The organism is Actinosynnema sp. NPDC091369, from assembly GCF_044757065.1.
Lineage (GTDB): Bacteria > Actinomycetota > Actinomycetes > Mycobacteriales > Pseudonocardiaceae > Actinosynnema.
In genome coordinates this window covers 70,476-94,978 of the sequence record NZ_JBIVUG010000015.1, presented here as the reverse complement: position 1 = coordinate 94,978, position 24,503 = coordinate 70,476, and the positions used below count along the sequence as shown (strand labels likewise).

29 protein-coding genes are annotated in these 24,503 nt (G+C 72.5%); 18 read left to right on the top strand and 11 right to left on the bottom strand.

Going from position 1 to position 24,503, the window contains the following annotated elements:
* Positions 1 to 5 precede the first annotated feature (5 nt).
* From ACIQMJ_RS35720 to ACIQMJ_RS35690, 7 genes are read left to right on the top strand one after another with little or no spacing between them, the layout of a single operon-like run.
* Entirely contained in the window at positions 6 to 272 is a 267-nt protein-coding gene (locus ACIQMJ_RS35720; protein ID WP_499765425.1) for a hypothetical protein, read from the top strand.
* Positions 269 to 445, top strand: a complete 177-nt coding sequence (locus ACIQMJ_RS35715; RefSeq protein ID WP_499765424.1) for a hypothetical protein — start codon at positions 269 to 271, stop codon at positions 443 to 445. The genes ACIQMJ_RS35720 and ACIQMJ_RS35715 overlap by 4 nt, the downstream gene beginning before the upstream one ends.
* Positions 442 to 753 carry an Asp23/Gls24 family envelope stress response protein gene (locus tag ACIQMJ_RS35710; RefSeq protein ID WP_499765423.1) on the top strand — a complete coding sequence of 104 codons (312 nt, stop codon included), beginning with the start codon at positions 442 to 444 and terminating at the stop codon, positions 751 to 753. The genes ACIQMJ_RS35715 and ACIQMJ_RS35710 overlap by 4 nt, the downstream gene beginning before the upstream one ends.
* Entirely contained in the window at positions 754 to 1,257 is a 504-nt protein-coding gene (locus tag ACIQMJ_RS35705; protein WP_499765422.1) for a DUF6286 domain-containing protein, read from the top strand.
* The gene (locus ACIQMJ_RS35700) at positions 1,254 to 1,787 is read left to right on the top strand and encodes an Asp23/Gls24 family envelope stress response protein (RefSeq protein WP_499765421.1); all 534 of its coding nucleotides are present in this window, start codon (positions 1,254 to 1,256) and stop codon (positions 1,785 to 1,787) included. The genes ACIQMJ_RS35705 and ACIQMJ_RS35700 overlap by 4 nt, the downstream gene beginning before the upstream one ends.
* Before the next feature lie 26 nt (positions 1,788 to 1,813).
* A complete protein-coding gene (locus ACIQMJ_RS35695; protein ID WP_499765420.1) occupies positions 1,814 to 2,887 on the top strand; it encodes an ATP-dependent DNA ligase in 1,074 nt (357 codons plus the stop codon).
* Positions 2,888 to 2,914: 27 nt separating this feature from the next.
* A complete protein-coding gene (locus ACIQMJ_RS35690) occupies positions 2,915 to 3,376 on the top strand; it encodes a hypothetical protein (protein WP_499765419.1) in 462 nt (153 codons plus the stop codon).
* 20 nt (positions 3,377 to 3,396) lie between these two features.
* Here the strand turns inward: ACIQMJ_RS35690 and ACIQMJ_RS35685 are convergent, their stop codons facing one another.
* A complete protein-coding gene (locus ACIQMJ_RS35685) occupies positions 3,397 to 4,308 on the bottom strand; it encodes an EamA family transporter (protein ID WP_499765418.1) in 912 nt (303 codons plus the stop codon).
* A gap of 136 nt (positions 4,309 to 4,444) precedes the next feature.
* On the opposite strand from ACIQMJ_RS35685, the gene ACIQMJ_RS35680 reads away from it, so the two are divergent.
* The gene (locus ACIQMJ_RS35680) at positions 4,445 to 5,962 is read left to right on the top strand and encodes an alpha/beta fold hydrolase (protein WP_499765417.1); all 1,518 of its coding nucleotides are present in this window, start codon (positions 4,445 to 4,447) and stop codon (positions 5,960 to 5,962) included.
* Between the two features lie 1,015 nt (positions 5,963 to 6,977).
* Here ACIQMJ_RS35680 and ACIQMJ_RS35675 read toward each other — a convergent pair.
* From ACIQMJ_RS35675 to ligD, 8 genes are all read right to left on the bottom strand, one after another.
* Entirely contained in the window at positions 6,978 to 7,664 is a 687-nt protein-coding gene (locus tag ACIQMJ_RS35675; protein WP_499765416.1) for a DUF6319 family protein, read from the bottom strand.
* Between the two features lie 95 nt (positions 7,665 to 7,759).
* Entirely contained in the window at positions 7,760 to 8,362 is a 603-nt protein-coding gene (locus tag ACIQMJ_RS35670; protein ID WP_499765415.1) for a DUF2238 domain-containing protein, read from the bottom strand.
* Positions 8,363 to 8,451: 89 nt separating this feature from the next.
* The gene (locus ACIQMJ_RS35665; RefSeq protein ID WP_499765414.1) at positions 8,452 to 9,387 is read right to left on the bottom strand and encodes a DUF1996 domain-containing protein; all 936 of its coding nucleotides are present in this window, start codon (positions 9,385 to 9,387) and stop codon (positions 8,452 to 8,454) included.
* Between the two features lie 37 nt (positions 9,388 to 9,424).
* Positions 9,425 to 12,193, bottom strand: coding sequence for a glycosyl hydrolase (locus tag ACIQMJ_RS35660; protein WP_499765413.1), 2,769 nt, complete (start codon positions 12,191 to 12,193; stop codon positions 9,425 to 9,427).
* 107 nt (positions 12,194 to 12,300) lie between these two features.
* Entirely contained in the window at positions 12,301 to 12,510 is a 210-nt protein-coding gene (locus tag ACIQMJ_RS35655; RefSeq protein WP_499765412.1) for a DUF8847 domain-containing protein, read from the bottom strand.
* 108 nt (positions 12,511 to 12,618) lie between these two features.
* Complete coding sequence (locus ACIQMJ_RS35650) at positions 12,619 to 13,506, bottom strand: phosphotransferase family protein (protein ID WP_499765411.1); 888 nt, start codon at positions 13,504 to 13,506, stop codon at positions 12,619 to 12,621.
* A 40-nt stretch (positions 13,507 to 13,546) separates the two neighbouring features.
* On the bottom strand, positions 13,547 to 13,702 hold the full coding sequence (locus tag ACIQMJ_RS35645; protein WP_499765410.1) for a hypothetical protein: 156 nt from the start codon (positions 13,700 to 13,702) through the stop codon (positions 13,547 to 13,549).
* A gap of 70 nt (positions 13,703 to 13,772) precedes the next feature.
* Entirely contained in the window at positions 13,773 to 14,765 is a 993-nt protein-coding gene (ligD, locus tag ACIQMJ_RS35640) for a non-homologous end-joining DNA ligase (protein WP_499765409.1), read from the bottom strand.
* A 218-nt stretch (positions 14,766 to 14,983) separates the two neighbouring features.
* Here ligD and ACIQMJ_RS35635 point away from each other — a divergent pair, with 218 nt between their 5' ends.
* The 4 genes from ACIQMJ_RS35635 to ACIQMJ_RS35620 are packed head-to-tail and all read left to right on the top strand — an operon-like array spanning position 14,984 to position 17,940.
* On the top strand, positions 14,984 to 15,448 hold the full coding sequence (locus ACIQMJ_RS35635) for a hypothetical protein (RefSeq protein ID WP_499765408.1): 465 nt from the start codon (positions 14,984 to 14,986) through the stop codon (positions 15,446 to 15,448).
* The gene (locus ACIQMJ_RS35630) at positions 15,445 to 15,987 is read left to right on the top strand and encodes a DUF3558 domain-containing protein (RefSeq protein WP_499765407.1); all 543 of its coding nucleotides are present in this window, start codon (positions 15,445 to 15,447) and stop codon (positions 15,985 to 15,987) included. The genes ACIQMJ_RS35635 and ACIQMJ_RS35630 overlap by 4 nt, the downstream gene beginning before the upstream one ends.
* A 19-nt stretch (positions 15,988 to 16,006) precedes the next feature.
* Entirely contained in the window at positions 16,007 to 17,233 is a 1,227-nt protein-coding gene (locus ACIQMJ_RS35625) for a hypothetical protein (RefSeq protein WP_499765406.1), read from the top strand.
* Complete coding sequence (locus ACIQMJ_RS35620; RefSeq protein ID WP_499765405.1) at positions 17,230 to 17,940, top strand: ESX secretion-associated protein EspG; 711 nt, start codon at positions 17,230 to 17,232, stop codon at positions 17,938 to 17,940. The genes ACIQMJ_RS35625 and ACIQMJ_RS35620 overlap by 4 nt, the downstream gene beginning before the upstream one ends.
* On the opposite strand, the gene ACIQMJ_RS35615 is transcribed toward ACIQMJ_RS35620, so the two are convergent.
* On the bottom strand, positions 17,909 to 18,523 hold the full coding sequence (locus ACIQMJ_RS35615; protein ID WP_499765404.1) for a TetR family transcriptional regulator: 615 nt from the start codon (positions 18,521 to 18,523) through the stop codon (positions 17,909 to 17,911). The genes ACIQMJ_RS35620 and ACIQMJ_RS35615 overlap by 32 nt on opposite strands.
* A 77-nt stretch (positions 18,524 to 18,600) precedes the next feature.
* On the opposite strand from ACIQMJ_RS35615, the gene ACIQMJ_RS35610 reads away from it, so the two are divergent.
* The 3 genes from ACIQMJ_RS35610 to ACIQMJ_RS35600 all read left to right on the top strand — a co-directional run bounded on the left by ACIQMJ_RS35610 (position 18,601) and on the right by ACIQMJ_RS35600 (position 21,948).
* Positions 18,601 to 19,752, top strand: a complete 1,152-nt coding sequence (locus tag ACIQMJ_RS35610) for an acyl-CoA dehydrogenase family protein (protein ID WP_499765403.1) — start codon at positions 18,601 to 18,603, stop codon at positions 19,750 to 19,752.
* Between the two features lie 19 nt (positions 19,753 to 19,771).
* A complete protein-coding gene (locus ACIQMJ_RS35605) occupies positions 19,772 to 20,941 on the top strand; it encodes an acyl-CoA dehydrogenase family protein (protein WP_499765402.1) in 1,170 nt (389 codons plus the stop codon).
* A 125-nt stretch (positions 20,942 to 21,066) separates the two neighbouring features.
* Positions 21,067 to 21,948 (top strand): alpha/beta fold hydrolase, encoded by an 882-nt coding sequence (locus tag ACIQMJ_RS35600; RefSeq protein ID WP_499765401.1) that lies wholly within the window; start codon positions 21,067 to 21,069, stop codon positions 21,946 to 21,948.
* On the opposite strand, the gene ACIQMJ_RS35595 is transcribed toward ACIQMJ_RS35600, so the two are convergent.
* Entirely contained in the window at positions 21,949 to 22,593 is a 645-nt protein-coding gene (locus ACIQMJ_RS35595) for a GntR family transcriptional regulator (RefSeq protein WP_499765400.1), read from the bottom strand.
* A 73-nt stretch (positions 22,594 to 22,666) separates the two neighbouring features.
* Between ACIQMJ_RS35595 and ACIQMJ_RS35590 the strand changes: the two genes are divergently transcribed.
* From ACIQMJ_RS35590 to msrB, 3 genes are read left to right on the top strand one after another with little or no spacing between them, the layout of a single operon-like run.
* The gene (locus ACIQMJ_RS35590; RefSeq protein WP_499765399.1) at positions 22,667 to 23,611 is read left to right on the top strand and encodes an asparaginase; all 945 of its coding nucleotides are present in this window, start codon (positions 22,667 to 22,669) and stop codon (positions 23,609 to 23,611) included.
* 39 nt (positions 23,612 to 23,650) lie between these two features.
* Entirely contained in the window at positions 23,651 to 23,965 is a 315-nt protein-coding gene (locus tag ACIQMJ_RS35585) for a hypothetical protein (protein ID WP_499765398.1), read from the top strand.
* 46 nt (positions 23,966 to 24,011) lie between these two features.
* A complete protein-coding gene (gene msrB / locus ACIQMJ_RS35580) occupies positions 24,012 to 24,449 on the top strand; it encodes a peptide-methionine (R)-S-oxide reductase MsrB (RefSeq protein ID WP_499765397.1) in 438 nt (145 codons plus the stop codon).
* Positions 24,450 to 24,503 lie beyond the last annotated feature (54 nt).

Here is a 24,503-nt window from a genome sequence, read left to right as displayed (position 1 = left end):
CGGACGTGGCGACGGACGTGTCCGAGGACGTCGAGGCGGCGTTGCTCGCCCACCCGGACGTGGCCCGCCTGGACGGCGCGGTCGCCTCCTACCTGCCGGGACGGCGGGTGGACGGCGTCCGGGTCGGCGAGCGGGTCGAGGTGGCGGTCGTGCTGCGCCTCGGCCGCCCGGTCGGCGAGGTGGTGGCGGAGCTGCGGGCCGCGGTGGCGAGGGTGGCGGGTCGGGCGCCGGTCGACGTCGTCGTGGCCGACCTGGAGGGGGAGGGCGCATGAGCGCGACGCAGACGGGGCTGCTCGCCGGGTTGGTGCTGGGCCTGGCCGCGACCGGCGGGTTCACCGCGTTCCTGGTGACGCTGGCCGTCGGCGTGATCGGGCTGGTCGTGGGCCGGGTCCTGGACGGCCGGCTCGACCTGAGCGACCTGCTCGGCCGGGGCCGCGACAAGTGAGCGGCCCGGACGACCGCCGCGGCTCGCTCGAGATTCACCCGACCGTGGTGCGCAAGGTGGCCGCGCACGCCGTCCGCCTCGTGCCCGGCGCGGAGCCGAGCGCGACGGTGAGGGTCGGCGAGGACGGCGGCGACCTGGAACTCGCGCTGAAGCTGGCGCTGCGCTACCCCGCGCCCGTGCGCGCCGCCGCCGCGGACGTGCGGCGGCACGTCACCGAGGAGGTCGAGCGGATCACCGGCTACCGGGTCCGGTCGGTCGCCGTCACGGTGTCCGCGCTGCGCGCCGAGACCCGGCCGCGGGTGGTGTAGATGAGGGTCCTGCTGCGGGTGTTGTCGCCGGTGCTCGGGCTGGCGCTGGCCGGCGCGGGCGCGGTGCTCCTGGTCCTGGTCGCCCGGCACTGGGCCGGGCAGGGCCTGCCGCTGCGCGTGGACTGGTCCTGGGTGGACCGGCCGGTGCTCGTCGTCGGCGCCTGCCTGGCCGTCGGCGGGCTGGTGCTGCTGGTCGTGGCGTCACGGGCGGGTGCGCGGCAGGTGGCGTTGGACGACCCGGCCGACGGCGTGCGCGTGGTGACCACGCCCGCGTCGCTGGCCCGCGTGGTCGGGCACCGGGTGCGGGCGGAGGACGGTGTGGTGGACGCGTCGGTGACCGCGTCGCGGCGCAGGGTGCGGGTCCGGGCGACCAGTCTGCTGCACGACGAGGCGTCGTTGCGGCCCCGGCTGCTGGAGGTGGCGCAGGCGGCGGTGGCCGACCTGCCGATGCCCGCGCGGCCGAAGGTGTCGGTCGTGGTGATGTCGCCGAAGGACCGCCGGTGAACCGCTCGAACCGCACCGAACGGGTGATGGCGTTCGTGCTCGGCGCGCTCGCGCTCCTCGTCGGCTGCGCCGCCGTCGGGCTGCACCGCTTCGCCGTGGACCGGCCCGTGCTGGACCCCGCCGTGCTCGACTGGGCCCGCGCGCACCTGCTCGCCGTCCGGATCGGGCTGGCCGTGCTCGGCGTGCTGGCGGTGGTCCTCGGGCTGCGGTGGGCGTGGTGCGCGATCCGCCCCGAACGGCGGCCCGACGTGCTGCTGGACGACGTCGTCGTCACCGCCAAGGCGCTCGCGGCGGCGGTGCGCGCCGACGCCGAGCAGGTCGAGGGCGTGGACGGCGCGAAGGTGTCGGTGGTGGGCACGCCCGCGCTGCGGCTGCGGCTCACCCTGCGCCACGGCGCGGACGTGACCCGCGTGTGGCGGGAGCTGGACGACCGGGTGCTGTCGCGGGCACGCGCCGCGCTCGGCGTCGAGGTGCTGCCGACCGCGGTGCGGCTCGATCTGGCCAAGAGGGCGCGCCAACGCGTGCGCTAGCCCGGTTCACCAGGCAGGATGGCCGGGTGGCGCTCCCGTTGACCCCTCCCGTGCAGCCGATGCTGGCCACCGCGGTGGACAAGATCCCGACCGGCGCGGACCTCGTGTTCGAGCCCAAGTGGGACGGCTACCGCTGCCTGGTGTTCCGCGACGGCGACGAGCTGCTCCTCCAGTCCCGCAGCGGCAAGCCGCTCAACCGGTACTTCCCGGAGGCGGAGGCCGCGCTCAAGCGCACCCTGCCGCCCCGGGTCGTGGTGGACGGCGAGCTGGTCGTGGCCAAGGACGACAAGCTGGACTTCGACGCGTTGTCCGAGCGCATCCACCCGGCGGAGAGCCGGGTGCGGCTGCTGGCCGAGCAGACGCCCGCGAGCTTCGTGGCGTTCGACGTGCTGGCGGTGGGCGACGAGGTGCTGCTGGAACGGCCGTGCACCGAGCGCCGGTCGACGCTGGAAGGTCTGATCACGCCCGGCGACGGCCTCTACCTCACGCCCGCGACCACCGACGGCGACCTGGCCGCGCAGTGGTTCGAGCTGTTCGAGGGCGCGGGCCTGGACGGCGTGATCGGCAAGCCCGCCGCGGGCGCGTACACGCCCGGCAAGCGGTCCATGGTCAAGGTCAAGCACGCCCGCACCGCCGAGTGCGTGGTGGCCGGGCTGCGCTGGCACAAGGACACCGAGCCGGGCACGGCGGTCGGCTCGCTGCTGCTGGGCCTGCACGACGACGCGGGCGTCCTGCACCACGTCGGCGTGGTCGGCTCGTTCAAGGCGGCCGAACGGCGGGCGCTGGCCGCGGAGTTCCAGGAGCTGATCACCGACGACGACCACCCGTGGCTGGTGGAGCCGGACGGCCGCCGCCTGCCCGGCGAGATCAACCGGTGGCGCGGCAAGCACGCCGACTGGGTGCCGTTGCGGCCCGAGCGCGTGCTGGAGATCGCCTACTCGCAGACCGAGGGCGCGGCGCCCGCCCGGCTGCGGCACAACGGCCAGTTCCGGCGGTGGCGGCCCGACCGCGACCCGGCGTCGTGCCGCTACGACCAGCTCGACCAGCCCGCGCGCTACGACGTGGAATCCGTGCTGCGCGGCGAAGTCCGCCCCGCGTGAGCCCTCGGGTCGGTACCGTCGTCGGCTGTGGCTGACGTGAACGCGCTCATCCGGGAACTCGACGACCGCATGCGGCACGACTGCCGGCGGTTGTCGACGTGGCGGGTCGTGCACCGGACGACCGGGCTGCTCTACACCGTCGTGCTGATCGCGGTGCCCGCGGTGCTGGCAGTGGGCTTCACCTCGTCGGAGACGGCGCTGGGCAAGGTGCTGCTGCTCGCCGCGGCCGTGGTGGGCGGGCTGAACGTGACGTTCAAGCCCTACCTGCACAGCATCAAGCGGCGCGGCGACGTGAACACCATGCGCCGGCTGCGCGACGAGTTCCGCGCCGACGTGGCCGCCGCGGCGGACGGCGAGGCGCTGGACGTCTACCGGAAGTACTCGGCCACCTACGCGACGGTCTTCGAGCAGCGGGGCGGCGAGCTCGTCGACGGCCGGCTCGGCGTCGAGGAACCGAAGCCCGAAGCCACCGCCACCGCCACCGCCTGAGCGTCGCGGGGGGCCGCCGCTCACCCCTCCGGTTTCGAGGTCCGGGTCGCCCCGACCGACGCCAGCACCACGCAGAACACCGCGACCCACTGGGCCGGGTGCAGCGCCTCGTGCAGCACGACCAACCCGGCCAGCGCCGCGACCGCGGGCTCCAGGCTCATCAGGATGCCGAACACTCGCGGCGGGATCTTGCGCAGCGCCTCCAGCTCCAGCGAGTACGGGACCACCGACGACAGCAGCGCCACCGCCGCGCCCGCGACGAGCACCACCGGGTCGAGCAGCATGGTGCCCGCCTCGGCCACCCCGAACGGCAGCGCCAGCGCCGCGCCCACCACCATCGCCAGGGCCAGGCCCTTGCCGTCGGACGTGCGGGTGCCCAGCGCCGCGGTGAGCAGGATGTACCCGGCCCAGCACGCGCCCGCGCCCGCCGCGAACAGCACACCGGTGACCGACAGGCCGCCGTCGACCCTGGTCAGCAGCAGCACGCCGGCCGCCGCGAGCAGCGCCCACACCCCGTCCAACCAGCGCCGCGACCCGATCACGGCCACCGCCAGCGGCCCCAGGAACTCGATCGTCACCGCCGCGCCCAGCGGGATGTGCTTGATCGCCTGGTAGAAGCTCAGGTTCATCGCGCCGAGCACGAGGCCGTAGCCGACGATCACCGCGTACGTCCGCCGGTCCAGCCGCAGCGACGGACGCCACACCGCGAGCAGGATCAGCGCGGCCAGCACGAGCCGCAGCGTGACCGTGCCCGCCGCACCCGCCAGGGTGAACAGCTGCTTGGCCACGGCCGCGCCGATCTGCACGCTGACCACGCCCAACAGCACGAGGGCGGGCGGCGGGATGGCGCCGTACGCCTTGGCGGCGAGCGTGAACGGGCCCGAGCGGGTGAGCTTGCGCTCGCGGAAGCCTTCGACGTGCACCGTGACCATGCCGACATCCTCTCCCAGCCCGCTCACCGAAGTCTCACCTGGACTGTGTGAGGCTCTGCACCAGCCCCAACGGGAGACCAACGCCGTGGGAGAGAGCGAGGGGACCGCTGTGCCGCGTCGGCGTCACGCCACTCTGATGCTGGTGGCTCTGAGCGCGCTGGCCGCGTGCAGCGCGGGTCCGTCGACCCGGCCGGTGATCGCCGTGCACGGTGACGGCGACCAGCCGTCCACGGTGAGCGTGCCGTCCGGTCCGCGCGAGGTCCCGCCGCTGGAGAGCTTCGAGGCGCCCGGTTTGTCCTGGTCGCCGTGCACGGACTCGACGCGTGCCCGGATGGGGTCGTCGGCGCCGGCGGGCACGTGGGAGTACGAGTGCACGCAGCTCACCGTCCGGCTGGACGTGCCGAGCCGTCCCGGCCGGGGCAGCCTGGGCATGTCGCTGCTGCGCGTCGGCACGGGCGGCAGCCCGCTCGTGGTGGTCGGCGAGGCCGGTGGCGAGCCGGGCACGGTGAAGGCCGCGCGGCTGGCGGCGAGCCTGCCCGCGACGGTGCTGAGCACGTTCACGCTGATCGGGGTGGACCGGCGGGGCACCGGCGAGTCGGACCCGGTGCAGTGCGTGCCGGACTCGGCGCGGGTGGGGATCGTGGAGGCCGACCCGGGGGCCGAGTCGCACGAGGACCTGGTCGACGCGTACACGCTGGCGAGCCGTGAGTGCGTGCTCGACATGGAGAACCGGCTGCCCGGGGTGGACTCGTGGCGGGCGTCGGCCGACCTGGAGCAGCTGCGCGAGGCGTTGAACGTGCCGCACCTGAACGCGATCGGCGTCGGTGAGGGTTCGCGGGTGCTGACGCTGTACGCGGCGCGGTTCCCGGACCGGATCGGGCGGATGGTGTTCGACGGCGCGCCGGACCCGACGCTGGACGCGACGGCCGTGGCGCAGACGCGGGCGGTGGCGGCGGAGGAGACGTTCTCGGCGTTCCAGAAGGACTGCGTGGTGCGCGGGTGCCCGTTGGGCGCCGGTGCGACGGACCGGTTCAAGGCGTTGCTGGAGTCGCTGCGGGACAAGCCGCTGCGCGGGGGCGACTTCGACCTGACCCCGGGGACCGCCACGGAAGCCGTGCTGGCCGGCCTGGCGGACCGGGCGCGGTGGGGTGCCCTGGCGGACGCCATCGTGGCCGCGGAGGGCGGTGACGGGGCGAAGCTGAGCGCGTTCGTCGGGCCGTTGGTGCTGGAGCAGGCCGACGACCCGCCGCGCATCGACGCCGCGATCATCACGGGGTGCAACGACACGACGAACCGGGTGCCGCCGGAGCGGGTGGCCGGGCTGACCGCCGACTGGCGGACCAAGCAACCGCTGTTCGGCGCCCACTTCGCCCGCAAGCTGCTGGCCTGCGGCCCCTTCCCCGTGCCGCAGCAGGTCAAGGTGCCTCGACTGGCAGGCGCCCCTCCGGTCCTCGTCCTGACCACCGCCACCGACCCCGTGACGCCGCGGGAGGGCAGTGAACGCGCCGCCCAGGCCCTGCCGGCCGGCGTCGTGGTGGGGTGGCAGGGTGGTGGTCACGGGGCTCTCGGCCAGTCCGCGTGCGCGACTCGGGCGGCGGAGGAGTTCTTGGTCGACGCCAAGGTGCCGTCCAGCGGCACTGTCTGCCCCCCGTGACGCTGACCAGCGCAAATCCCACCGATCCACTACGCTTCCCGGCCCGATCCGTCGGGACCCGGCGTCCGACCCGCCACTCCCGCCGACCTCGATCGGGTGAACCTGCCCCGAAAATGTACGGAAACACTGTTACTGTACCTCGGTTGACAACGAGCGGCCCGCCGAAACCACCCCGGTCCGCTGACGACCGCCGGCCCCAGGGCCGCCCGGCCTAGCACGACCCCACGGGCGGCGCGGAAAGGGCAGCCGGCAGCCGCCGCTCCCCCGGCCGCGCGCCGCGCGCCTGGTGACCTCGAGGCGTGGACGCGGTCCAGCCCGCAGCGGGTTGGCGGAACTCCCGGACGTGAACGGATCGGAAGGCCGTCGTGCGGCCGGCTGCGGTGCGACGGCTGCGTGGGCCGGCTGCGTGGGCCGGGTGAAGGAATGTGATCGCCCGGTGCGGCCCGCTGCGAATGGAACCCCGGCGGCGTCGTGCCATCGGGCATAAGTCGTCTCGCGGCACGTCAGGGCGGCGGTTGCGGTCGCTCGCGGCGTGAGGCGAGGCGAGAGATGGTGTGCCGCCGAGCGTGGCCAGTGGTGAGGATGCGGCGGCGGCGAGCGCGGTGCGGCGTCGAGCGCGGTGCGGCGGCGAGCGCGGTGCGGTCGGCGATGGGTGTGGGAAGGCGGGTGACAGCGCGACGCCGGTGGGGGGCCGGAGGGTGGGCCCGGGCCCCGGCTCGCTGGGGCGGCCGGGGCCGGGGTGGTCCGGGTGTGGCGGTTGGGTGGGATTAGCAGCTGGAGCAACACCCGCAACCGGGGCCGGTGCAGCCGGTGCAGCAGCCGCAGCTGCCCAGTTCGGCTTGGGCAGCTGTCGTGATCTCAACAACCATCTTGTGCCTCCGCGGCGTCGAGGGACTTCGTGCGACCGAAGGTATTTCGACCCCACGGTCCGCCCCTACCGCCGGCCAGGGGAAGTACCCTCACCCGATCGCGGAACGGCAATCATCAATACGTTGCAATACGTGTTCTTGCCAGGTCAGCCGGTCAGCTCGGCCAGCGCCCGCTGCGCCTCCTCCAGCTCCGCCCGCAGCTGCTCGACCCGCGCCAAGTGGCGTTCGCGAGCCGCGCTCAGCACGCTCTCGACCGCCTCGTCGACCTCCGGCGGCAGCAGCTTCGCCGCCTGCGACACCGCCGACGCGACCACCGGCGCGGCCTTCAGCGTGCGCTTCGACCCCCACTGCACGTCGACCGTCCACTCACCGTCCGCGGTCGACGTGAGGGTCACCGTCACCTCCGCCGGCTTCGCCTGCTTGCGCGCGGCCGGGCGGCGTTCCGCGGGGGCGGCCGGGGCCGGTGCGGGCTTCGGCTTCGGCGGAGCCGGGGCGGGAGCGGGCGCGGGCGTGTAGATGTGCTCGACCGGCGCGGGAGCGGCCGCCGGTTCGGGCTTCGGGGCGGGAGCCGGGGCGCGCTTGCGCGGTGCGGGCTTCTCCACGGTCAGCTCGCCCGGCGAGAACGACAGGTCGTCCTTCTCCCCCGTCGGCCGCACCTGGATGAAATCACCCTCCGCCGGCTCGGTGAACGCGACCACCTTCCCCGACCGCCCGGCCTCCACCCCCACCGCCGCGGAGGTGAACCAGACCGCGGCCGGGCGGCCCGCGGCCAACTCCGCGCGCAGGTGGTCGATGTCCTCCGGGGACAACGAGCTCTGCTTCACCTTCGCCATCGCCTACCAACCTCCACGCCACGACACCAACACGACACGACCGACACGACCGACACCGACACGTCTTGCCCGAGATCCGTCGTGTGCAGCTTGCCCTACCCCACCGACAATTCCGCGAGCTGCCGGTCGTGCGCACGCCCGAGCGACCACTGTGCGACCACCGACCCGACGAGCGCAAGGAGCATGTCCCAGTGCGTGTCCCACACATCCCCTTGTGTGCCAAGGAAGTCGGTCGCGGACTCGCCTCCGACCACCGCACCGGCCCACTCGACGAACTCGTACCCCGCGCTGACCGCCAGGCAGGTCGCCGACACCAGGAAGAACGTCCACCGCCCCGGCCGCAGCGGTGTCCGCCGCAGCAGCACCTCCCGGACCAGCACCGCCGGCACGAACCCCTGCACGAAGTGCGCGAACCGGTCGTAGTGGTTGCGGTCGGTCCACAGGTCGCCGAACGGCACCTCGGCGTAGGTGTAGTGGGCGCCGAGGGCGAGCACCAGCGCATGCCCGAAGATCAGCCAGTACGCCAGCCGGGTCAGCGGGAACCGGCGGCGCGTCCACGCCAGCAGGGGCAGCGCGACCAGGATCGGCGCGACCTCCAGCAACCAGGTGCCGTAGCTCTTGGGCCGGATGGCCGACAGCGCGACCGCCACCACGACCAGTGCCGCGAGGGTGACCGGCAGGCGGTCCCGGGACTCCATCCCGCAGATCCTGCCACCCGCCGGCCACTCGGCGCACCAGTCCACAGAGGACGGAGCGGCGAGGGCCCGAGGGCCCTCGCCGCCTCCTGCTAGATGGGGTTGCCGTTGGTGCCGCAGATGCGACCCGCGTTCACGCAGTCCCGCACCCGCCGTTCCAGTTCCGGCTGGTCCCACGCGTTGATGAAGTCACCGTGGAAGGTGTACCCCGGCGCGTTGGTCACGTTCACCCCGTTCACCGTCCCGCCCAGCGACAGCCCGCCGCCGTTGACCGGGTAGGTGATCAGGAACTCCAGCCTGGGCAGGACCACGGGGTGCGTGGACGGGCACGAGCCCGCCCAGAACACGATGTGGTCCTTGTGGTTGGCGCTGTCCAGGTCCCGGCCGTTCCAGCAGGTCGGGAAGTCCAGGTACGTCTCCAGCTTGGTGCCCGCCGGGCAGTTCAGGAAGTCCCGGCTCGACGCCGACTGCGTGGTGCACGACCACCGCGCGGACGGGTTCTGGTCGGGGCTGGTCGCCCGGGAGTTGCCGACCACGTACCTCATGTTCGGCGGGTGCGCCACGGCGCGTTGCATGTCGTGGATGCCCTGGTAGTACACGGTGACGCTCTCCGGCGCGACCGGCTGCCCGTTCTTGTAGAGAGTGGGCACCCAGTAGGCGGACAGGTCGACCAACGGGTCGCACGTGGTGCCCGCCGCCTTGAGCGACGTGTACGTGGACGACGCGTTGGTCGACCGGTTGCCGAAGAACTCGTGCACGTGCGACACGCCGGTCTGGTTGGGGTAGATGATCGGGTCGTTGCCGGACCGGTGGCTCGCGCGGCAGTTGGCGCGGAACTCCGACGCGGCCTGGATGCCGGCCTGACCCTCGATGGCCGCGGCCTGGTGCGCGTCCGGTGCGGCCGGGTGGTTGTCGTGGTTCACCAGGGGGCCCGCGCCCGCCGGCTGGTATGCGACCACCGACCCGATCAGGGCCAGTGCCAGCGCGACGGACGCGGCGCCGATGACACCTCTCAATCTCGCGTTCATCCGATCTCCTCCGGTGGAGCGGGATGCGGCGGCAGGTCTAGGAGCCGAACGTGATCCAGTTGACGTTGACGAAGTCGGCCGGCTGGCCGCTGGTGAAGGTGACGTAGACGTCCTGCTTGCCGGTCAGGCCGGTGATGTTGGCGGGCACGGTGCGCCAGCTCTGCCAGCCGCCCGTGTTGGCGATGGCGAAGCTGCCCAGCGGCGTGGCCGTGGGGCTGCCGACGCGGACCTCGACCAGGCCGCTCACGCCGCCCGCCGCGCCGCTGGCGACCCGGGCGGAGAACTGCCGGCCGGTGCGGGTGCCGAAGTCGACGCCCCGGAACAGCACCCACTCGCCGTTGGCGATGCCGGCGATGTTCTGGCCGCCGCCGCTGTCGGTGGTGGTCTCCTTGAACACGCCCTGCTGCTGGTCGTAGGACTCGGCCTGGATCGTGGCGAACGCGTCACGGCTGACCGGCGGAGCGGTCGTCGTCGTGGTGGTCGTCGTGGTCGTGGTCGTGGACGTGGTCGTGGTGGTCGTCGGGTTCACGCCACCGCTGCCGGAGTCGGTGCCGCTGCCCGCCGGTCCGCGCCACGCGGTGGACGACGCCGGCACGGACAGGGTCTGCCCGTCGGAGAACGTCACCGTGGCCGTCGTGGTGCCCGGGTTGTAGGCCACGTACGTGCGGGCCCCGTTCTTGCTCAGCACGGCGTGCGTCGGCACGTTCGCGGTCACGGACGTGTCGGGCGTGCCGTAGGTGTTCAGCGACGTGATCCAGTGGTAGGCGTGCGCCCGGGAGTCGCCGTCCTCGGGAGTCAGGCCCGAGCCGTAGTTGGCCAGCGCCTGCGCCGGGTCGGCGATCGCCAGGAACTGGGTGATGACGTCCTTCCACTCGACCTCGGTGCCGCCGTTGTTGGCCCGCAGCTCGTTCACGTTCTGCAGGATGTCGGCCTTGTAGTCGGCGTGGTACAGCGAGCCGCCGGTGATCGGCAGCATGTTGATGCCGTGGATCTCCTCCGGGTTCGCCGTCCACCACGTGCTGTAGCTGGCGCCCGCGCCCCACACCATGCCGACCGTGCCGTGCTGGAACGCCGCCGGGAAGACCGTGTCGTCCTTGTCGAACCAGTACTGGGCGATCGTGCTCTCCTGCGTGGTGTGCAGGTAGATGCCCGCGTCGCGCAGCGCGGTGTCACCCGTGGCCTGGCCGAACAGCACGGCGGCGGTGGCGAACATCATCGCCTCGGACGACGACTCCTCGTTGTTGCCGTGCGCGAAACCGGCGTGGCCGGACGCCCAGCCGTGGCCCGCGTAGGCGTCGAAGTTGCGCAGGAACGGGAAGCGGCTCTCCGCGCGGTCGTAGTTGTTGGCGTCCTTGACCAGCAGCTTGACCATGCCGCCGTAGCGGGAGTCGGACGCCCACGTCGGGTCGTGCTGCGCGAGGATCGCGGCGGCGAGCACGTAGTAGCCGTAGTGGAAGTGGTGGTCGTTCATCTCGGCGTCGGTGCCGTAGGACGCCTTGTAGCCGATCAGCGTGCCCCAGGTGGCGTCGTAGGCGAAGTGGTTGCCCGCCTCGCCGGACGTCGCGGTGAGCCAGTCGGTGAGCCGGTCGCGGACCATGCCCAGCAGCCGGTCGCGGCCCGTCGTGTAGCCGATCTGGTTGGCCACGCGGGCCAGCGCCGCCAGCCGCCACAACGCCTTGCCGGTCCAGTAGGTGTCGCCCGCGCCCTTCCACGGGTCGGCGGCGTTCAGCTCCTGGTCGATCTCGTTGCGCAGGCGGTTCTGGTCGGCTGCCGAGGACAGGGGGAGCGCCGGCAGGACGCCGTTGAACGTGCTGCGGGTGGTGAACGACGAGCCCTCGCGCAGCCGCATCTCACCGCGCGGCGAGGTGTAGCGGTAGCCGGTGACGGTGTCGGACGAGGCCAGCCACTGGTGCCGGTACAGGGCCTGCAGGGTGCCGGTCTGGGTGCCCTGGCGTGCCGTGGTCGTGGCCGTGTAGGTGGCCGTGAGCTGGGCGTTCGCCGAGTTGTAGGTCCAGTTGACCTTGGTGTCGGTGACGAAGGAGAACGCGTAGCGCTGGAACAGGGACAGCGCGTCGCGGCTCGGCAGCACGGCCACGGAGAAGAACGCGGCGTTGGAGGTGGCCTCGGCGGTGCCGACGACGTTCCAGGTGCTCGGCGAGAACAGGGCGTAGTCGCGGCCGTTGATGGTGACGCCGAGCGTGGTGCCGGTGTTGCTCCAGATCGAGGTGGAGCCGTTGAAGCCGACGCGCGCCGCGCCGCCGCTGGCCTCGGCGTACACGTACGGCGAACCGTGGCCGATGGTGGTGCGCAGCGTGCGCGTGCCGTCAGTCCACAGTGGACTAACGGTCCAGTCGGACCAGCCGTCGACCTGGGTGCGCGGGGCGTTGAGGCCGCTCACGCCGACGAACAGGTCGTCGGTGTGCATGAACTCGTAGAACCGGCCGTCCGGGGTGATGTTCGGGCTGGTCGGGTAGCCGACGCCCAGGCCCTGCGCCGCCGCGTGGAACGTCAGCGGGTGGGCGTACATGTTCTCGGAGTACGGGTTGCCGGGGTAGCGCTGGAAGACCAGGGACGACCACCAGTCGTTGGTCGGGACCGGGCGGCCGGCCATCCGGGCGGTGACCTTCGGCGTCAGGGCTGCGCCGTTGGAGTCGGACGGGCCGACCGCGCCCGCCGGGCGCGTGGTGGCGTAGCTGCCCGCGCCGACCGTGACGGCGCCGGCCGTTCCGGGCAGGGCGAGCGGGATCGCGGCAGCCGCGGCCACGGCGACCGCCAGGGCCGCCAGGTGGGGGCGGATTGAACGCACAGGAACCTCCAGCAGGGACTCACAGCTTTGTGAGAGCGCTCTCACGCACTGCAAACGGTAAACCGCTGGTGAGACGCTTGTCTACGGCCGGCTGCTTCTGACTCTGTTCAGAGCCCGGACTCGTCCTCCACCCGGAGGCGGTACTCGCAGCCGTACTCGACCGCGTACTGGAGGTCGTAGTGGTGCACGATCTTGGGGCCGCCGTGCAGGTGGACGTGGGTGACGGTCTGCCTCGGCGCCTCGGGCGCCTTGGCGTGCGAGTCGACCCGCCCGTCCAAGGGGCCGCCGACGAACCGCACCACGTACGCCTGGGTCATCGGCGGGCCTCCCTCTCTTCGGCGTTGGCCTCCATGGTACGAGAGGACCAGTCCGATCGCGGCTGAACCGCTGTCGGAAACAGCCGGTTGGCCGAAGGTCGCGGCAGGTCAGGCGCCGAACCAGTGGTCGGCCAGCTCGTCCAGGGTGGTGGCGGCCGTCGGCACCTCGCGCAGGTACCAGGGCAGGTTCGAGTAGACGTGCAGCAGCGCGTAGGCGAGCACCCTGCGCGGGTCGAGCGCGCGGCCGTAGCCGTCGTGGAGGGCCCGGTTGGCCCGGCGCTCGCCGCGGGTGAGGAAGACGCCGGTGGCGACGAACTCGTACTCGCGGGCGGCCCGCATGGCCGGTTCGAAGTCGACCAGGCCGGTCAGGCGGCCGTCGTCGACCAGCAGGTGGGCGCTCATCACCTCGGTGTGCGCCAGCACCAGGTCCGGCTGCCCGAGGTCGACCGAGTCGAGGTAGTCCGGGACCTGCTCCAGCCACCCCGGCGCGAGCCCGCGGGCCTGCTGCCGCGCCACGCACCCCTGCCGCTGCGCGCGCACGAACCCCGCCCAGTCGGCCGGGCCCAGCGACGGCGGCGTGATGGCGTGCAGGGCGGCCAGCGCCTCCCCCACCTGCCGTGACACGTCCTGCCGGGCGTCCGGGCCCAGGCTCGGCCACACGTCCTTCAGGCTCGCGCCGCGCAGCCGTTCCATCAAGACGTAACCCCACCCGCCGAACTCCCCCGCCGCGTGCAGGCCGGGGGTGGGCACCGGCAGCCGTCCCTGCACGGCCTCCAGCACGTCCCGCTCGGTCGCCACCTCGTCCAGGTGCACCGCGGGGAACAGCTTCAGCACGTGCCGCACCCCGACCGCGTACACCGGCAACGACCCGTCCGCGAACCGCGTCACGTCCCCGGACACCCCGAGGTGCCGGCACAACGCCTCCACACCCGGCCGCAACGCGTCGTCGTCAAGCGCCTCGAACTGCTCTTCGGTCATCGCCGGGGGGAAGGTCACGGCCGGCAGGCTAGATCGCCCGCCGAGCGGGAGCGACCGATTATCGACCGTCCTCGTCCGGCTCCTCGGTCCGGAGCTCGACCTCCGCGTCCACCCCCGCCTCGTCCAACACCGCCCCGATGGCGTGGGCCACGGCCGCGGAATCACGAGCCGACATGTCGGCGGGCAGCTGCACTTCAAGGCGTCGTGCGTTCACCTGTCCCACATTCCCCCTGGACCACCGGCCACGCGAGACCCCCGTCGTGTGAACCCTGCGCGCGGAGGTTTCAGTTGCGCTTGCGCGACGGCTGCACGCGCGGCGGCTCGCCGGGCATCTTCGGGTAGTCCGGCGGGTAGGGCATCTCGCCCCGGTCGTCGGCCTCGTACCACTCCAGCAGGCGCTCGATGCCGAACGCCTCGTCGTCCAGGGACGCGTGCGGGTCGCCGTGGTCGGCCAGGTACGCCGGGACCGTCAGCACGTCGAAGTCATCGGGGTCCACAGTGGACAGGTGGTCCCAGGTCACCGGGGTCGAGACGGTGGCGCGCGGGGTGCCGCGGACCGACCAGGCGGAGGCGATGGTGCGGTCGCGGGCGGCCTGGTTGAAGTCCAGGAAGACCTTCTCGCCCCGTTCCTCCTTCCACCACGAGGTGGTCGCCTTGTCGGGCACGCGCCGTTCCACCTCGCGCGCCAACGCGATCACGGCGTGCCGCACGTCCACGAAGTCCCACTCGGGCCGGATGCGCACCGCCACGTGGACGCCGCGACCGCCGGAGGTCTTCGGGTAACCGGTGAGCCCCAGCTCGCCCAGCACCTCCCGCAGCACCATCGCGACCTCGACCGCGTCCCGGAAGTCCGTGCCCGGCTGCGGGTCCAGGTCGACGCGCAGCTCGTCCGGCCGATCGGTGTCCGCCCGCCGCACGGGCCAGGGGTGGAAGTCGAAGGTGCCCAGGTTCGCCGCCCACGCCAGCACCGCGGGCTCCGTCGGGCACACCTCGTCCGCCGGCCGCCCGGACGGGAACTTGATCCGCGCCGTCTCGACCCACTCGGGCGCCCCCTTGGGCAACCGCTTCTGGTAGAACGCCTCCCCCGTCACGCCGTCGACGTAGCGCTTCAACGTCGTCGGGCGGTCGCGCAGCACGCGCAGCAGCGGCTCGGCGACGGCCAGGTAGTACTCGACCACCTGGATCTTGGTGATCCCACGCTCGGGGAAGTAGACCTTGCCCGGGTTCGACACCCGCACCACGCGTTCACCGACGGTCAGTTCCACAGCCTGGGCCATACGGGTGAGCCTAACAACGAACCGGCCACCACACCCGGATCGACGGTCACGAACCGTGGTCAATAAATGCGAGAAAGCATCACGTGAATCGCCTCCGCAGAACTGCGGCACGCATGTACACCATTCGGATGACGTAGGACCGGTGGTCCACACCTACCATGGTACTGCGCTACAGTCCTTGATCGACAACCAAGGCGCTTCGGGGAGGGGTGTGCCCTGTGGTCGAGGACGGCGGCGCGAAGCTCGACAATGCCGGTGAATTCGCCCTGGAAAAGCTCAGCCGGGAATCGGGGACGGGGTGGTGGGACATCGGACTGGTGAACATCCGGGCCGCCACCGGCGCGATCGCCGCGGCGACCGAGGCGCACGCGCTGTCGATCGACCCGCACGCAGTCGACTCGATGCTCGCCAAGTTGGCGGCGATGCGGGACGAACTCGACAGGGTGACCATGAGGTCGACGTTGGTCGGCAGCCGAACCCCGCTGGGCGGCGGATACGCGGAAGAAGTCGGTCAGATCAACCGCGAAATGGGCAACGAGGTGCTCACCCGGATCATCCCCCAACTGGTCCGGGCCATCAGCGACCTCGGCGCGGAAATCGAGAAGAGCCGGGCTTCCTACCAGAACATGGACGCCGCGAACCAGGCCAAGATGGACGACATCCGAGGAAGCATCCAGTCATGAACCGCGCCACCGCCCGTTTGGTGATCGCCGGGCTCGCGCTGCTGACCGCCGCGTGCGGCACCGGCACCGCCGGCTCACCCCTGCCCGCGTCGACCACGGGGTCGGCACCGGCGTCGTCCGACGCGCCGGCGGACCACGCGCTCGCCGACGTGAAGCCCTGCGACCTGCTGACTTCGGCCGAAGTCGGCCAACTCGGCCTGCGGTACCCCGGCGAAGCGGACCAGGTGGCCGGAGCGGACACGTGCAGTTGGTACGTGAGCGGGAACGGGGGAGCCAGCGCGGCCGTCCACCCCGATCAGGGAATAGGCGACTTCGACTACCAGGGCGACCACTCGGTGCCGACCGAAATCGGCGGGTACCCGGCGACCCGGATCGAGGCACCATTGGACGCGAAGTACATCTGCCACGTGGTCATCTCCACCTCGGAATCGTCGTCGGTGCAGGTGGTCGGCACCGTGGACGCGACTTCGACGGATACCGCGGCGGCGTGCGAACGGGCCACGAGAACCGCCGAGCTGATCGCCCCGAAGCTTCCCTGAACACCGCGAGGATGGACAGATGACTTCGAAGCCCACCGTGCCCAGCCCCACCGCCCGCTACGAGGGATTGACGCACCCGGCGCTGGTGGAGACGGTCCGGCGCAATTTCGACGCCGACACCGCGCACCGCATCGCGGACGAGTGGGAAAGCGTCGGAAAGGCGTTGAACGACATCGCGGTGGACTTCTCGGTCATCATCACCGGGTCGAAGGACGGCTGGACCGGAAGTGCGGCCGAGGGAGCACGCGACGCACTGCTGAAAGTGGGCGAATTCAGTGACCAGGCGGGTGACCACTTCACCCGCACCAGCGAGGTCGTGCGTGATCAGACCTACGTGGCGAGTGAAGCGACGGCGAAAATGCCACCCCCGGTCGACTTCGACCCGGGGAAGATGTTCTCGGACGCGATGAACAGCGGGAACATCTTCACCGTCATGGCGTTGCCGTTCACCATCCCGGAGCAGAAGGCCAAGGCGGACGCGGCCCGAGCCGAGGCGATCAACGTCATGTACGGGCGGGACGACGCGTTGTACTCCACCGCGCTCGGCATGCCCGCGCTCGCGGAGCCGCCGAAGGTCACGCAGGAGCAGGCCGTGGTCACCTCGGACGCGCGGCACCCGGCCGTGTCCACCCGGGCAGTGGACCCGGCCGAGCGGGTCGGCACGGGTGTTCCCCCGGCAACGACGACCACGACGTCCGCCGTCCCCACCCCAGGCGACGGGACTGGCACGACGCGGACCTCGTGGACCGCGCCGCCGCCGGTCGCACCCACTCCACCTCCGCTGACGCCGCCCGCGTACCACCACCCGCCCGCCGTGCCGCCGATGCCGCCGCCCGGAGTCGTGCCGCCCGGTCGACGGCCGCTCACGGGTCCGGTATCGCCGCCGCGGGGAGCGAACCGCGGTGCGTCGCCCACGGGCGCGGGAGGCAATGGCAGGAACGCGGCCGGCCTCGGCCGTGCGCCCGGCGTGGGCATGCCGGGCGCGGGCGGGGCCGGTGGGAGCGGGGCTCCGGGTGGGGCGCGCACGCCTGGCTTCGGGCCCGCCGGTGGTGGGGCGTTCGGGCCTGCGGGCAGCCAGGGTGGTCAGGGGCGCGCGACGCCCGGTGCGGGCGGGTTCCCGGCAGGTGGGGCTGCGGGTGGCGGGCAGGGTGGTGAGGACCAGGAGCACCAGACGAAGTACCTGATCCCCACCGACGAGTACTTCGACGACACGCGCATGGTCGCCCCGGAGACCATCGGCGAATGAGACGGGTCGCGGCGCTGTCGTTGCCCGCCTTCGAGGTCCTCTGGGACGACCTCGACGCGGGCGCTCTCCCCTACCCCCTCGACATGCCGTCCCTCGGCGAGACCTTCGACGAGCGGCGGCGCATCCGTCAGGCCGTGCACGCCGACCTGGACCGCCGCGGGCTCACCCGGCGCGGGCGGCCGGAGGCCGAGTTGGAGGACGCGCTCCGCCTCCTGCACCGCCCCGCCACCCGGGTCACCGTGCTGGGCATGCCGGACGTCCGCGCCGACGCGTTGTTGCGCGCCGTGGTCGTGGCACGGGGCAACTACGCCGTCCGGGCCGTGCAGCAGGGCGACTTCGTGCTGCTCGACGTGGTGCGCGGCGCGGCGGAGGCGGCGGTCGAGGTGTTGCCGCCGCTGCGGCCGGGGCCGGGGAAGCCGGTGACCGTGGCGGCGAAGGACCTCGCGCCCGACGAGCCGCAGGGCTTCACGCGCGCCGTTCGCCGGTCCGGCAACCCGGACGTCAAGGCCGTGCGGGAGATGCTGGCCGGTCCCATCACGGGCACCGGTCACTTCGCCGTCGACGGCGCGGAGCACCCGATCACGTGGTTCGACACCGAACGCGGCCGGTACGCGAGCAGCGGGTCCGACTGGCTCACGGTGGCGCCCGCGGATCGGGGCGGGTTGGTGGCGCGGCTCAGTCGTGCGCTCGCGCGCCCAGACCGGTGACGAGGGCGTCCAGGGCCAGTTCGAAGCTGTCGTGGTCCAGTTCCCGCGCCACGGACGGCAGCAGGTGGGCCTTGTCCAGGTTCGGGTAGCGGTCGCGGTAGAAGGTCTGGTCTTCGGAGAAGCCGCTGGAGAACGAGCTCAGGGCGGCGCCGAAGACCAGGTACATCAGTGCCGCGGCGATCATCGTGGCCTCGCGCCGGGACCAGCCGGACGCGACCAGGCCGCCGTGCACGACGTCCAGCCGGCGCAGTGACGCCTCGCGGTGCGCCGGGCCGTAGGCCAGGAACGGCACGATGTTGGGGTGCGCGGCCAGAGCCGCCCGGTAGGAGCGGGCGCAGCTGCGCAGGCCGTGCCGCCAGTCGCCGCCCTCGAACCCGGACACGTCGACCTGCTCCAGGATGCCGGCGGCCACCTCGTGCAGCAGGTCGTCCTTCGTGCTCACGTGCCCGTACAGCGACGCGGCCTGAACGCCCAGCTCAGACGCCAGTTTGCGCATCGACAGGCCGTCCAGGCCGTCCCGGTCGATGATGTGCAGTGCGGCGGTCCGGATGCGCGAGGCACTCAGGATCGGGCTCCTCGGCATGTCCGCTCCCCTTGCCTGTGGTCGTTTCCGCGCCTAGGTTAGATAACCTAACACCGTTCGGTTAGGAGGTCACCCCGGTGGATCTGCGCATCTCCGACGAACACCGGCAGCTCAAGGAGCTGGCACACCGGTTCACCGAGGAGCGGATCGTCCCCCACGCCACGCGCTGGGACCGGGACGAGGCCATCGACCGCGACCTGGTGCCCGCGCTGGGCGAGGTGGGCTTCCTCGGCCTGGGCATCGACGAGGAGGACGGCGGCTCGGGCGGCGACCACCTCGCGTACTGCCTGGTGCTGGAGGAGATCGCCCGCGGCGACTCGGCCGTGCGCGGCATCATCTCCGTCTCCCTGGGCCTGGTCGGCAAGACCATCGCCAAGCACGGCACGCCGGAGCAGAAGCAGCGGTGGCTGCCCGGCCTGTGCTCGGGCCGCGAGCTGGGCTGCTTCGGCCTGACCGAGCCCGGCACCGGCTCCGACGCCGCGTCGCTGGCCACGAAGGCCGTCCGGGACGGCGACGACTGGCTGATCACCGGCCGGAAGGTGTTCATCACCAACGGCACGTGGGCCGACGTCGCCCTGGTTTTCGCTCGAACGGGTGGTCCTGGGCCGAGGGGGATCACCGCGTTCCTCGTGCCGACCGACTCCCCCGGCTTCGCCGCCACCGAGATCCGCGGCAAGCTCGGCATGCGCGGCCAGGCCACCGCCGAGCTGACCCTCGACCGGGTCCGGGTTCCCGACGGGAACCGCCTCGGCGACGAGGGCGCCGGGTTCAAGCTGGCCATGGCCGCCCTCGACCGGGGCCGGATGTCCGTCGCCGCCGGCTGCGTGGGCGCCGCGCGGGGTGCGCTGGAGGTCAGCGTCGAGTACGCCAAGCAGCGCGAGCAGTTCGGCAAGCCCATCGCCGGTTTCCAGCTCGTGCAGGAGCTCCTGGCCGACATGGCTGTGGAGACCGACGCGGCCCGCCTGCTCACGTGGCGCTGCGCGGACCTCGCCGACCGGGGCGAGCCGTTCGGCACGGAGGCGTCCATGGCGAAGCTGTACGCCAGCGAAGCCGCCGTGCGCGTGGCGAACAACGCCATCCAGGTCTTCGGCGGCTACGGCTACGTCGACGAGTACCCGGTCGGCAAGTACCTGCGCGACACCCGCGTCACGACCCTCTACGAGGGCACCAGTCAGATCCAGAAATTGCTCATCGGCCGGGCGCTGACCGGCATCAACGCGTTCGCGTAGAGGGTAGAGGGAGGACGGCATGGACTTCACGCTCGACGAGGAGCAGAAGGAGATCCGCGACTGGGTGCGGACCTTCGTGCGCAAGGAGGTGGCGCCGCTGGAGCCGGAGGTGCTGCGCCGCGAGCGCCTGGGGCAGCCCGGTTTGACCCGGGACGAGCTGAAGGAGCTCCAGGACAAGGCGAAGGCCGCCGGGTTCTTCGGCGTGCTCACGCCCCAGGAGTACGGCGGCATGGGCCTGGGCGCGCTCATGACGGCGCTGCTGGAGGCCGAGCTGGGCCGCACGTTCGTGCCGTTCCGGTTCGGCGGGTACGCGGACAACATCCTGTTCCACGGCAACGAGGAGCAGAAGCAGCGCTACCTGCTGCCCACGATCTCGGGCGAGCGCGTGTCGTGCTTCGCGATCACCGAGCCGGGCGCGGGCTCCGACGCCAAGGCCATCCGCACGTCCGCCCGCAAGGAGGGCGGCGAGTGGGTGATCAACGGCGAGAAGACGTTCATCACCCAGGGCAACGAAGCGGACTTCGTGATGGTGTTCGCGGTGACCGACAAGGAGAAGGGCGCGGACGGCGGCGTCACGTGCTTCCTGGTCGACCGGGACATGGGCTGGAAGTCCGAGCCGATCCCGACCATGGGCCAGTGGGGCCCGGCCGCGCTCGTGTTCGACAACGTCCGCGTGCCCGAGGAGAACGTGCTGGGCGAGGTGGGCAAGGGCTTCCACCTGGCCATGCAGTGGATCGGCCAGGGCCGCTACCTGCTGCCCGCGCGGGCGCTCGGCTCGTGCGAGCGGCTGGTGGAGATGGCCATCGAGCAGGCCAGGACCCGCGTCACGTTCGGGCAGCCGATCGCGGAGTACCAGGCGATCCAGTGGATGCTCGCGGACTCGGCGGTGGAGATCGAGGCGCTGCGCTGGCTCGTGCTGCACGCCGCGTGGCTGGTCGACCAGGGCGCGGACTCGCGGCAGGCGCAGTCGATGGCGAAGCTGTACGGCGGCATCAAGGCCAACGAGATCGTGGACCGGGTGCTGCAGATCCACGGCGGCATGGGCTACACGCGCGAGCTGCCGATCGAGCGCTGGTACCGGGAGCTGCGGCTGCTGCGCATCTACGAAGGCACCGACGAGATCCAGCGCCGCACGATCGCCCGCAACCTGCTCAAGGGCCACGCCAAGGTGACCGGCACGCTCGGCTGACCAGGGCTCCGGGTGGGGTCGGACCTGCCCCTGCCAGGCCCCCTGACAGAGGTAGGGCTGACCCCACCTGCCCTCCGGGAGCGCGCCCCAGGGACTGACCGCGATCACGCCAGCACGATGAGTGCATGCGATCACGACCGGTGCTCTTCGAATCCGACCTGACGCGTCAGCGCATCACGACCCCGGCGGGCACGTTCGACGCCATCGCGACCGGTCCCGCGACCGGGCGCAAGGTGCTGCTCCTGCACGGCGTGCCGGAGTGCGGCATCGAGTGGCGCCACCAGCTGCGGGCGCTGGCCGCGCACGGGTACCGGGCGGTCGCGCCGGACCTGCGCGGCTACTCGCCGGGCGTGCGCCCGCGCCGGGTGAGCGCGTACCGGCTGGAGCACGTGGTGCGGGACGTGGTCGAGATCGCGGACGCGCTGGGCTGGACGAGGTTCGACCTGGTCGGGCACGACTGGGGCGCGATGGCCGCCTGGGTGGCGGCGGCGCGGTTCCCGCTGCGGGTGCGCACGTTGACCGCGGTGTCCGCGCCGCACCCCGGCGCGCTGGCGCGGGCGCTGCGGACGGACCCGGACCAGCGGCGCCGGTGGGCGACCCTGGACCACCTGCGGGAGCCGGGCGTGGCCGAGAGCACGCTGCTGGCCGACGGCGGCGCGCGACTGCGCGACGGCTGGCCGGCCGTCATCCCGCCGGAGCGGGTGGCGCAGTACGTGCGGAAGCTGACCGAGCCGGGCGCGCTCACCGCGGCGCTGAACTGGTACCGGGCCAACGACCTCGCCCACCTCGGCGCGGACACCGACGCCGGCCGCCCCGTGTCCGTGCCGACCCGGTACCTGTGGGGCGAGGACGACGAGGTGATCTCCCCCGACACCGCGCAGGACGCCGGGCGGTGGACGACCGGGCCGTACTGGTTCGAGGTGATGCCCGGGGTGGGCCACTTCGTGCCGGAGGAGGCCGCGGAGCAGACGACGCTGCACCTGCTCGACCACCTGGCCGCGCACTGATCAGGCCAGGCTGGTGAGCATCTGGGCGCACACCCTGGCCAGGTGCTTGCGCATCACGTCGGACGCGCGGCCCGGGTCGGCGGCGGCGACGGCGGCCACCAGGGCGTCGTGGTCGTCCAGCGAGGCGTGCTGGTGCGGCGGGTCGTCGCGCAGCCCGCTGCGCAGCAGCACCACCCGCTGCTGCACCAGCCGCACCTGCTCGGCGATGCGAGGGCTGCGCGCCGCGTCCAGCAACGCCTGGTGGAACGCGAGGTCCAGCCGATACGGGAAGCGCTCCCCCGCCGAGTACGCCCGGCGCGACTCCTCGCACACCGCGCGCAGCCGCACCACGTCACCCTCCGTGCGCCGGGACGCCGCCAGCTCGGCCGCCGCGCACTCCAGGGCGGTGCGCAGCTCGAACAGCGCCTGCACGTCCGCCGCGTCGGCCGTCGGCACGGACGCGCCCCGGTGCGGCGCGAGCACCAGCAGGCCCTCGGACGCCAGGTGCCGGATCGCCTCGCGCAGCGGCCCGCGGGAGATGCCCAGCCGCTGGGCCAGCTCGACCTCGTTGACGCGCGCGCCGGGCGGGATGTCGCCGGTCAGCACCAGCTCGCGGAGCACGTCCACGGCCTGGCCGGCCAAGCTCAGGTGCAGGGGAGGTGTCACGAACGTCTCCTAGCGCGCGAGGTCGCCCCCGATGTTAACTGTCGACAGTCGACAGCACAGCGGTGGAGGACGAATGGCACACGAACTGGTCGCCGAGGTCTGGCGGGGCGAGTTCCTGGAGTCCGTGCACCACGGCTCGGTAATCGCCCTCGACCGCACCGGCCGGGAAGCGCTCGCGGTCGGCCGCCCGCAGGACACCACCTACCCGCGCTCGTCGAACAAGCCGGTCCAGGCGCTGGCCATGCTCCGCCACGGCCTCGACCTGGACGGCGAGCTGCTGGCCCTGGCCTGCGCCAGCCACTCCGGCGAGGACTTCCACCTCGACGGCGTGCGGCGCATCCTCCACGCGCACGGCCTGACCGAGGCCGCCCTCCAGTGCACGCCCGACCTGCCGATCGGGGAGGACGCCCTCAAGGCGCACCTCGCCGCGGGCCGGGGCAAGGCGCCGCAGTACATGAACTGCTCGGGCAAGCACGCCGCCATGCTCGCGACCTGCGTGGTCAACGGCTGGTCGACCCACGACTACCTGGAGCCGACCCACCCGCTCCAGCGGGCCATCCGCGACACCCTGGAGGAGCTGGCGGGCGAGCCCATCGGCGCGGAGGGCGTCGACGGCTGCGGCGCGCCGCTGCTCGGCATCAGCCTCACCGGCCTGGCCAGGGCGTTCCGCGCGCTGGCCGGCGCGCAGGACGGCCCGGAGCGGCGGATCGCGCGGGCGATGAACCGGCACCCGGAGTGGGTCGGCGGCACGAACCGCGACGTCACGAAGCTCATGCGGGCGATCCCCGGCGCGGTCGCCAAGGACGGCGCGGAGGGCGTCTACGCGATCGGCCTGCCCACCGGCGAAGCCGTGGCGTGCAAGATCGCGGACGGCTCCAGCCGGGCCAGGGCGGTGGTCCTGGTCGCCGCGCTGCGCAGGCTGGGCGTGGTCGCGCCGGACGAGCTGGCCACGTACCCGGTGCTCGGCCACGGCCGGCCGGTCGGCGCGGTCCGACCGTCACCCACCCTGGTGAGTTGAGCCGCCCAGCGGCTTGAAACGCCCGATACGCTGGGCCGCATGGCCAGCGCCAGAGCCGCCGACGCACCGGACGACCGCCCGCAGCCCAGCATCGACGACGAACTCATCGGCCTCGACCCCGACGACCCCGAGACCAGGGCGTTCGCCGAGCACCTCGGCCGGATGCAGCAGCAGCCGCCGAGCTTCACCGTCGAGGGCACGGTCGCGGGCGTCGGGCAGTTCGCCGACTCGGCGAACCGCGCGGGCGGCCTGCGCCGGCTCATCGCGGTCGTCGTGGTGGGCCTGATCCTGCTGGGCGTGCTGGTCAGCGTCTGGTACTACCTGGGCACCCTCGTCTGGGTGTTCTTCTACTGACCCCGCGCCGACGTCCCGGCCACCGCGGTTCGTCTACCGTGGAGGCATGGAACCTGTCGTCGGCGCCACCCCGAAGGTGGTCCGCCCCGAGTCCGAGTGGCGGGAGATCCTGACCCCCAAGGAGTACGCGGTGCTGCGCGACGCCGGCACCGAACCCGCGTGGGTCGGCGAGTACACCGACACCAAGACCGAGGGCGTCTACGAGTGCCGCGCGTGCGGGGCCGAGCTGTTCCGCAGCGAGACGAAGTTCGACTCGCACTGCGGCTGGCCGTCGTTCTTCTCGCCGCTGGCCGGTGACTCGGTGATCCTGCGCGAGGACCGCACGCACGGCATGGTGCGCACGGAGGTGCTGTGCGCCACGTGCCACAGCCACCTGGGTCACGTGTTCGAGGGCGAGGGCTACGACACGCCCACCGACCAGCGCTACTGCATCAACTCGGTGAGCCTGCGCCTGGTCGAGAGCCCGGGCGGTCGAGCAGACTGAGGGCGCAAGTCCGACGATGTCGATCGACACCTGGAGGAATCATGCGGATCTTCA

What these genes read in the sequence shown, in the direction of transcription:
- ACIQMJ_RS35715 (WP_499765424.1), top strand. Translation starts at nt 269, where the DNA reads ATGAGCGCGACGCAGACGGGGCTGCTCGCCGGGTTGGTGCTGGGCCTG.
- ACIQMJ_RS35705 (WP_499765422.1), top strand. Translation starts at nt 754, where the DNA reads ATGAGGGTCCTGCTGCGGGTGTTGTCGCCGGTGCTCGGGCTGGCGCTG.
- ACIQMJ_RS35685 (WP_499765418.1), bottom strand. Translation starts at nt 4,308, where the DNA reads ATGGTCACGGTGCACGTCGAAGGCTTCCGCGAGCGCAAGCTCACCCGC.
- ACIQMJ_RS35680 (WP_499765417.1), top strand. Translation starts at nt 4,445, where the DNA reads ATGCTGGTGGCTCTGAGCGCGCTGGCCGCGTGCAGCGCGGGTCCGTCG.
- ACIQMJ_RS35675 (WP_499765416.1), bottom strand. Translation starts at nt 7,664, where the DNA reads ATGGCGAAGGTGAAGCAGAGCTCGTTGTCCCCGGAGGACATCGACCAC.
- ACIQMJ_RS35670 (WP_499765415.1), bottom strand. Translation starts at nt 8,362, where the DNA reads ATGGAGTCCCGGGACCGCCTGCCGGTCACCCTCGCGGCACTGGTCGTG.
- ACIQMJ_RS35665 (WP_499765414.1), bottom strand. Translation starts at nt 9,387, where the DNA reads ATGAACGCGAGATTGAGAGGTGTCATCGGCGCCGCGTCCGTCGCGCTG.
- ACIQMJ_RS35655 (WP_499765412.1), bottom strand. Translation starts at nt 12,510, where the DNA reads ATGACCCAGGCGTACGTGGTGCGGTTCGTCGGCGGCCCCTTGGACGGG.
- ligD (WP_499765409.1), bottom strand. Translation starts at nt 14,765, where the DNA reads ATGGCCCAGGCTGTGGAACTGACCGTCGGTGAACGCGTGGTGCGGGTG.
- ACIQMJ_RS35630 (WP_499765407.1), top strand. Translation starts at nt 15,445, where the DNA reads ATGAACCGCGCCACCGCCCGTTTGGTGATCGCCGGGCTCGCGCTGCTG.
- ACIQMJ_RS35625 (WP_499765406.1), top strand. Translation starts at nt 16,007, where the DNA reads ATGACTTCGAAGCCCACCGTGCCCAGCCCCACCGCCCGCTACGAGGGA.
- ACIQMJ_RS35620 (WP_499765405.1), top strand. Translation starts at nt 17,230, where the DNA reads ATGAGACGGGTCGCGGCGCTGTCGTTGCCCGCCTTCGAGGTCCTCTGG.
- ACIQMJ_RS35615 (WP_499765404.1), bottom strand. Translation starts at nt 18,523, where the DNA reads ATGCCGAGGAGCCCGATCCTGAGTGCCTCGCGCATCCGGACCGCCGCA.
- ACIQMJ_RS35605 (WP_499765402.1), top strand. Translation starts at nt 19,772, where the DNA reads ATGGACTTCACGCTCGACGAGGAGCAGAAGGAGATCCGCGACTGGGTG.
- ACIQMJ_RS35600 (WP_499765401.1), top strand. Translation starts at nt 21,067, where the DNA reads ATGCGATCACGACCGGTGCTCTTCGAATCCGACCTGACGCGTCAGCGC.
- ACIQMJ_RS35590 (WP_499765399.1), top strand. Translation starts at nt 22,667, where the DNA reads ATGGCACACGAACTGGTCGCCGAGGTCTGGCGGGGCGAGTTCCTGGAG.
- ACIQMJ_RS35585 (WP_499765398.1), top strand. Translation starts at nt 23,651, where the DNA reads ATGGCCAGCGCCAGAGCCGCCGACGCACCGGACGACCGCCCGCAGCCC.
- msrB (WP_499765397.1), top strand. Translation starts at nt 24,012, where the DNA reads ATGGAACCTGTCGTCGGCGCCACCCCGAAGGTGGTCCGCCCCGAGTCC.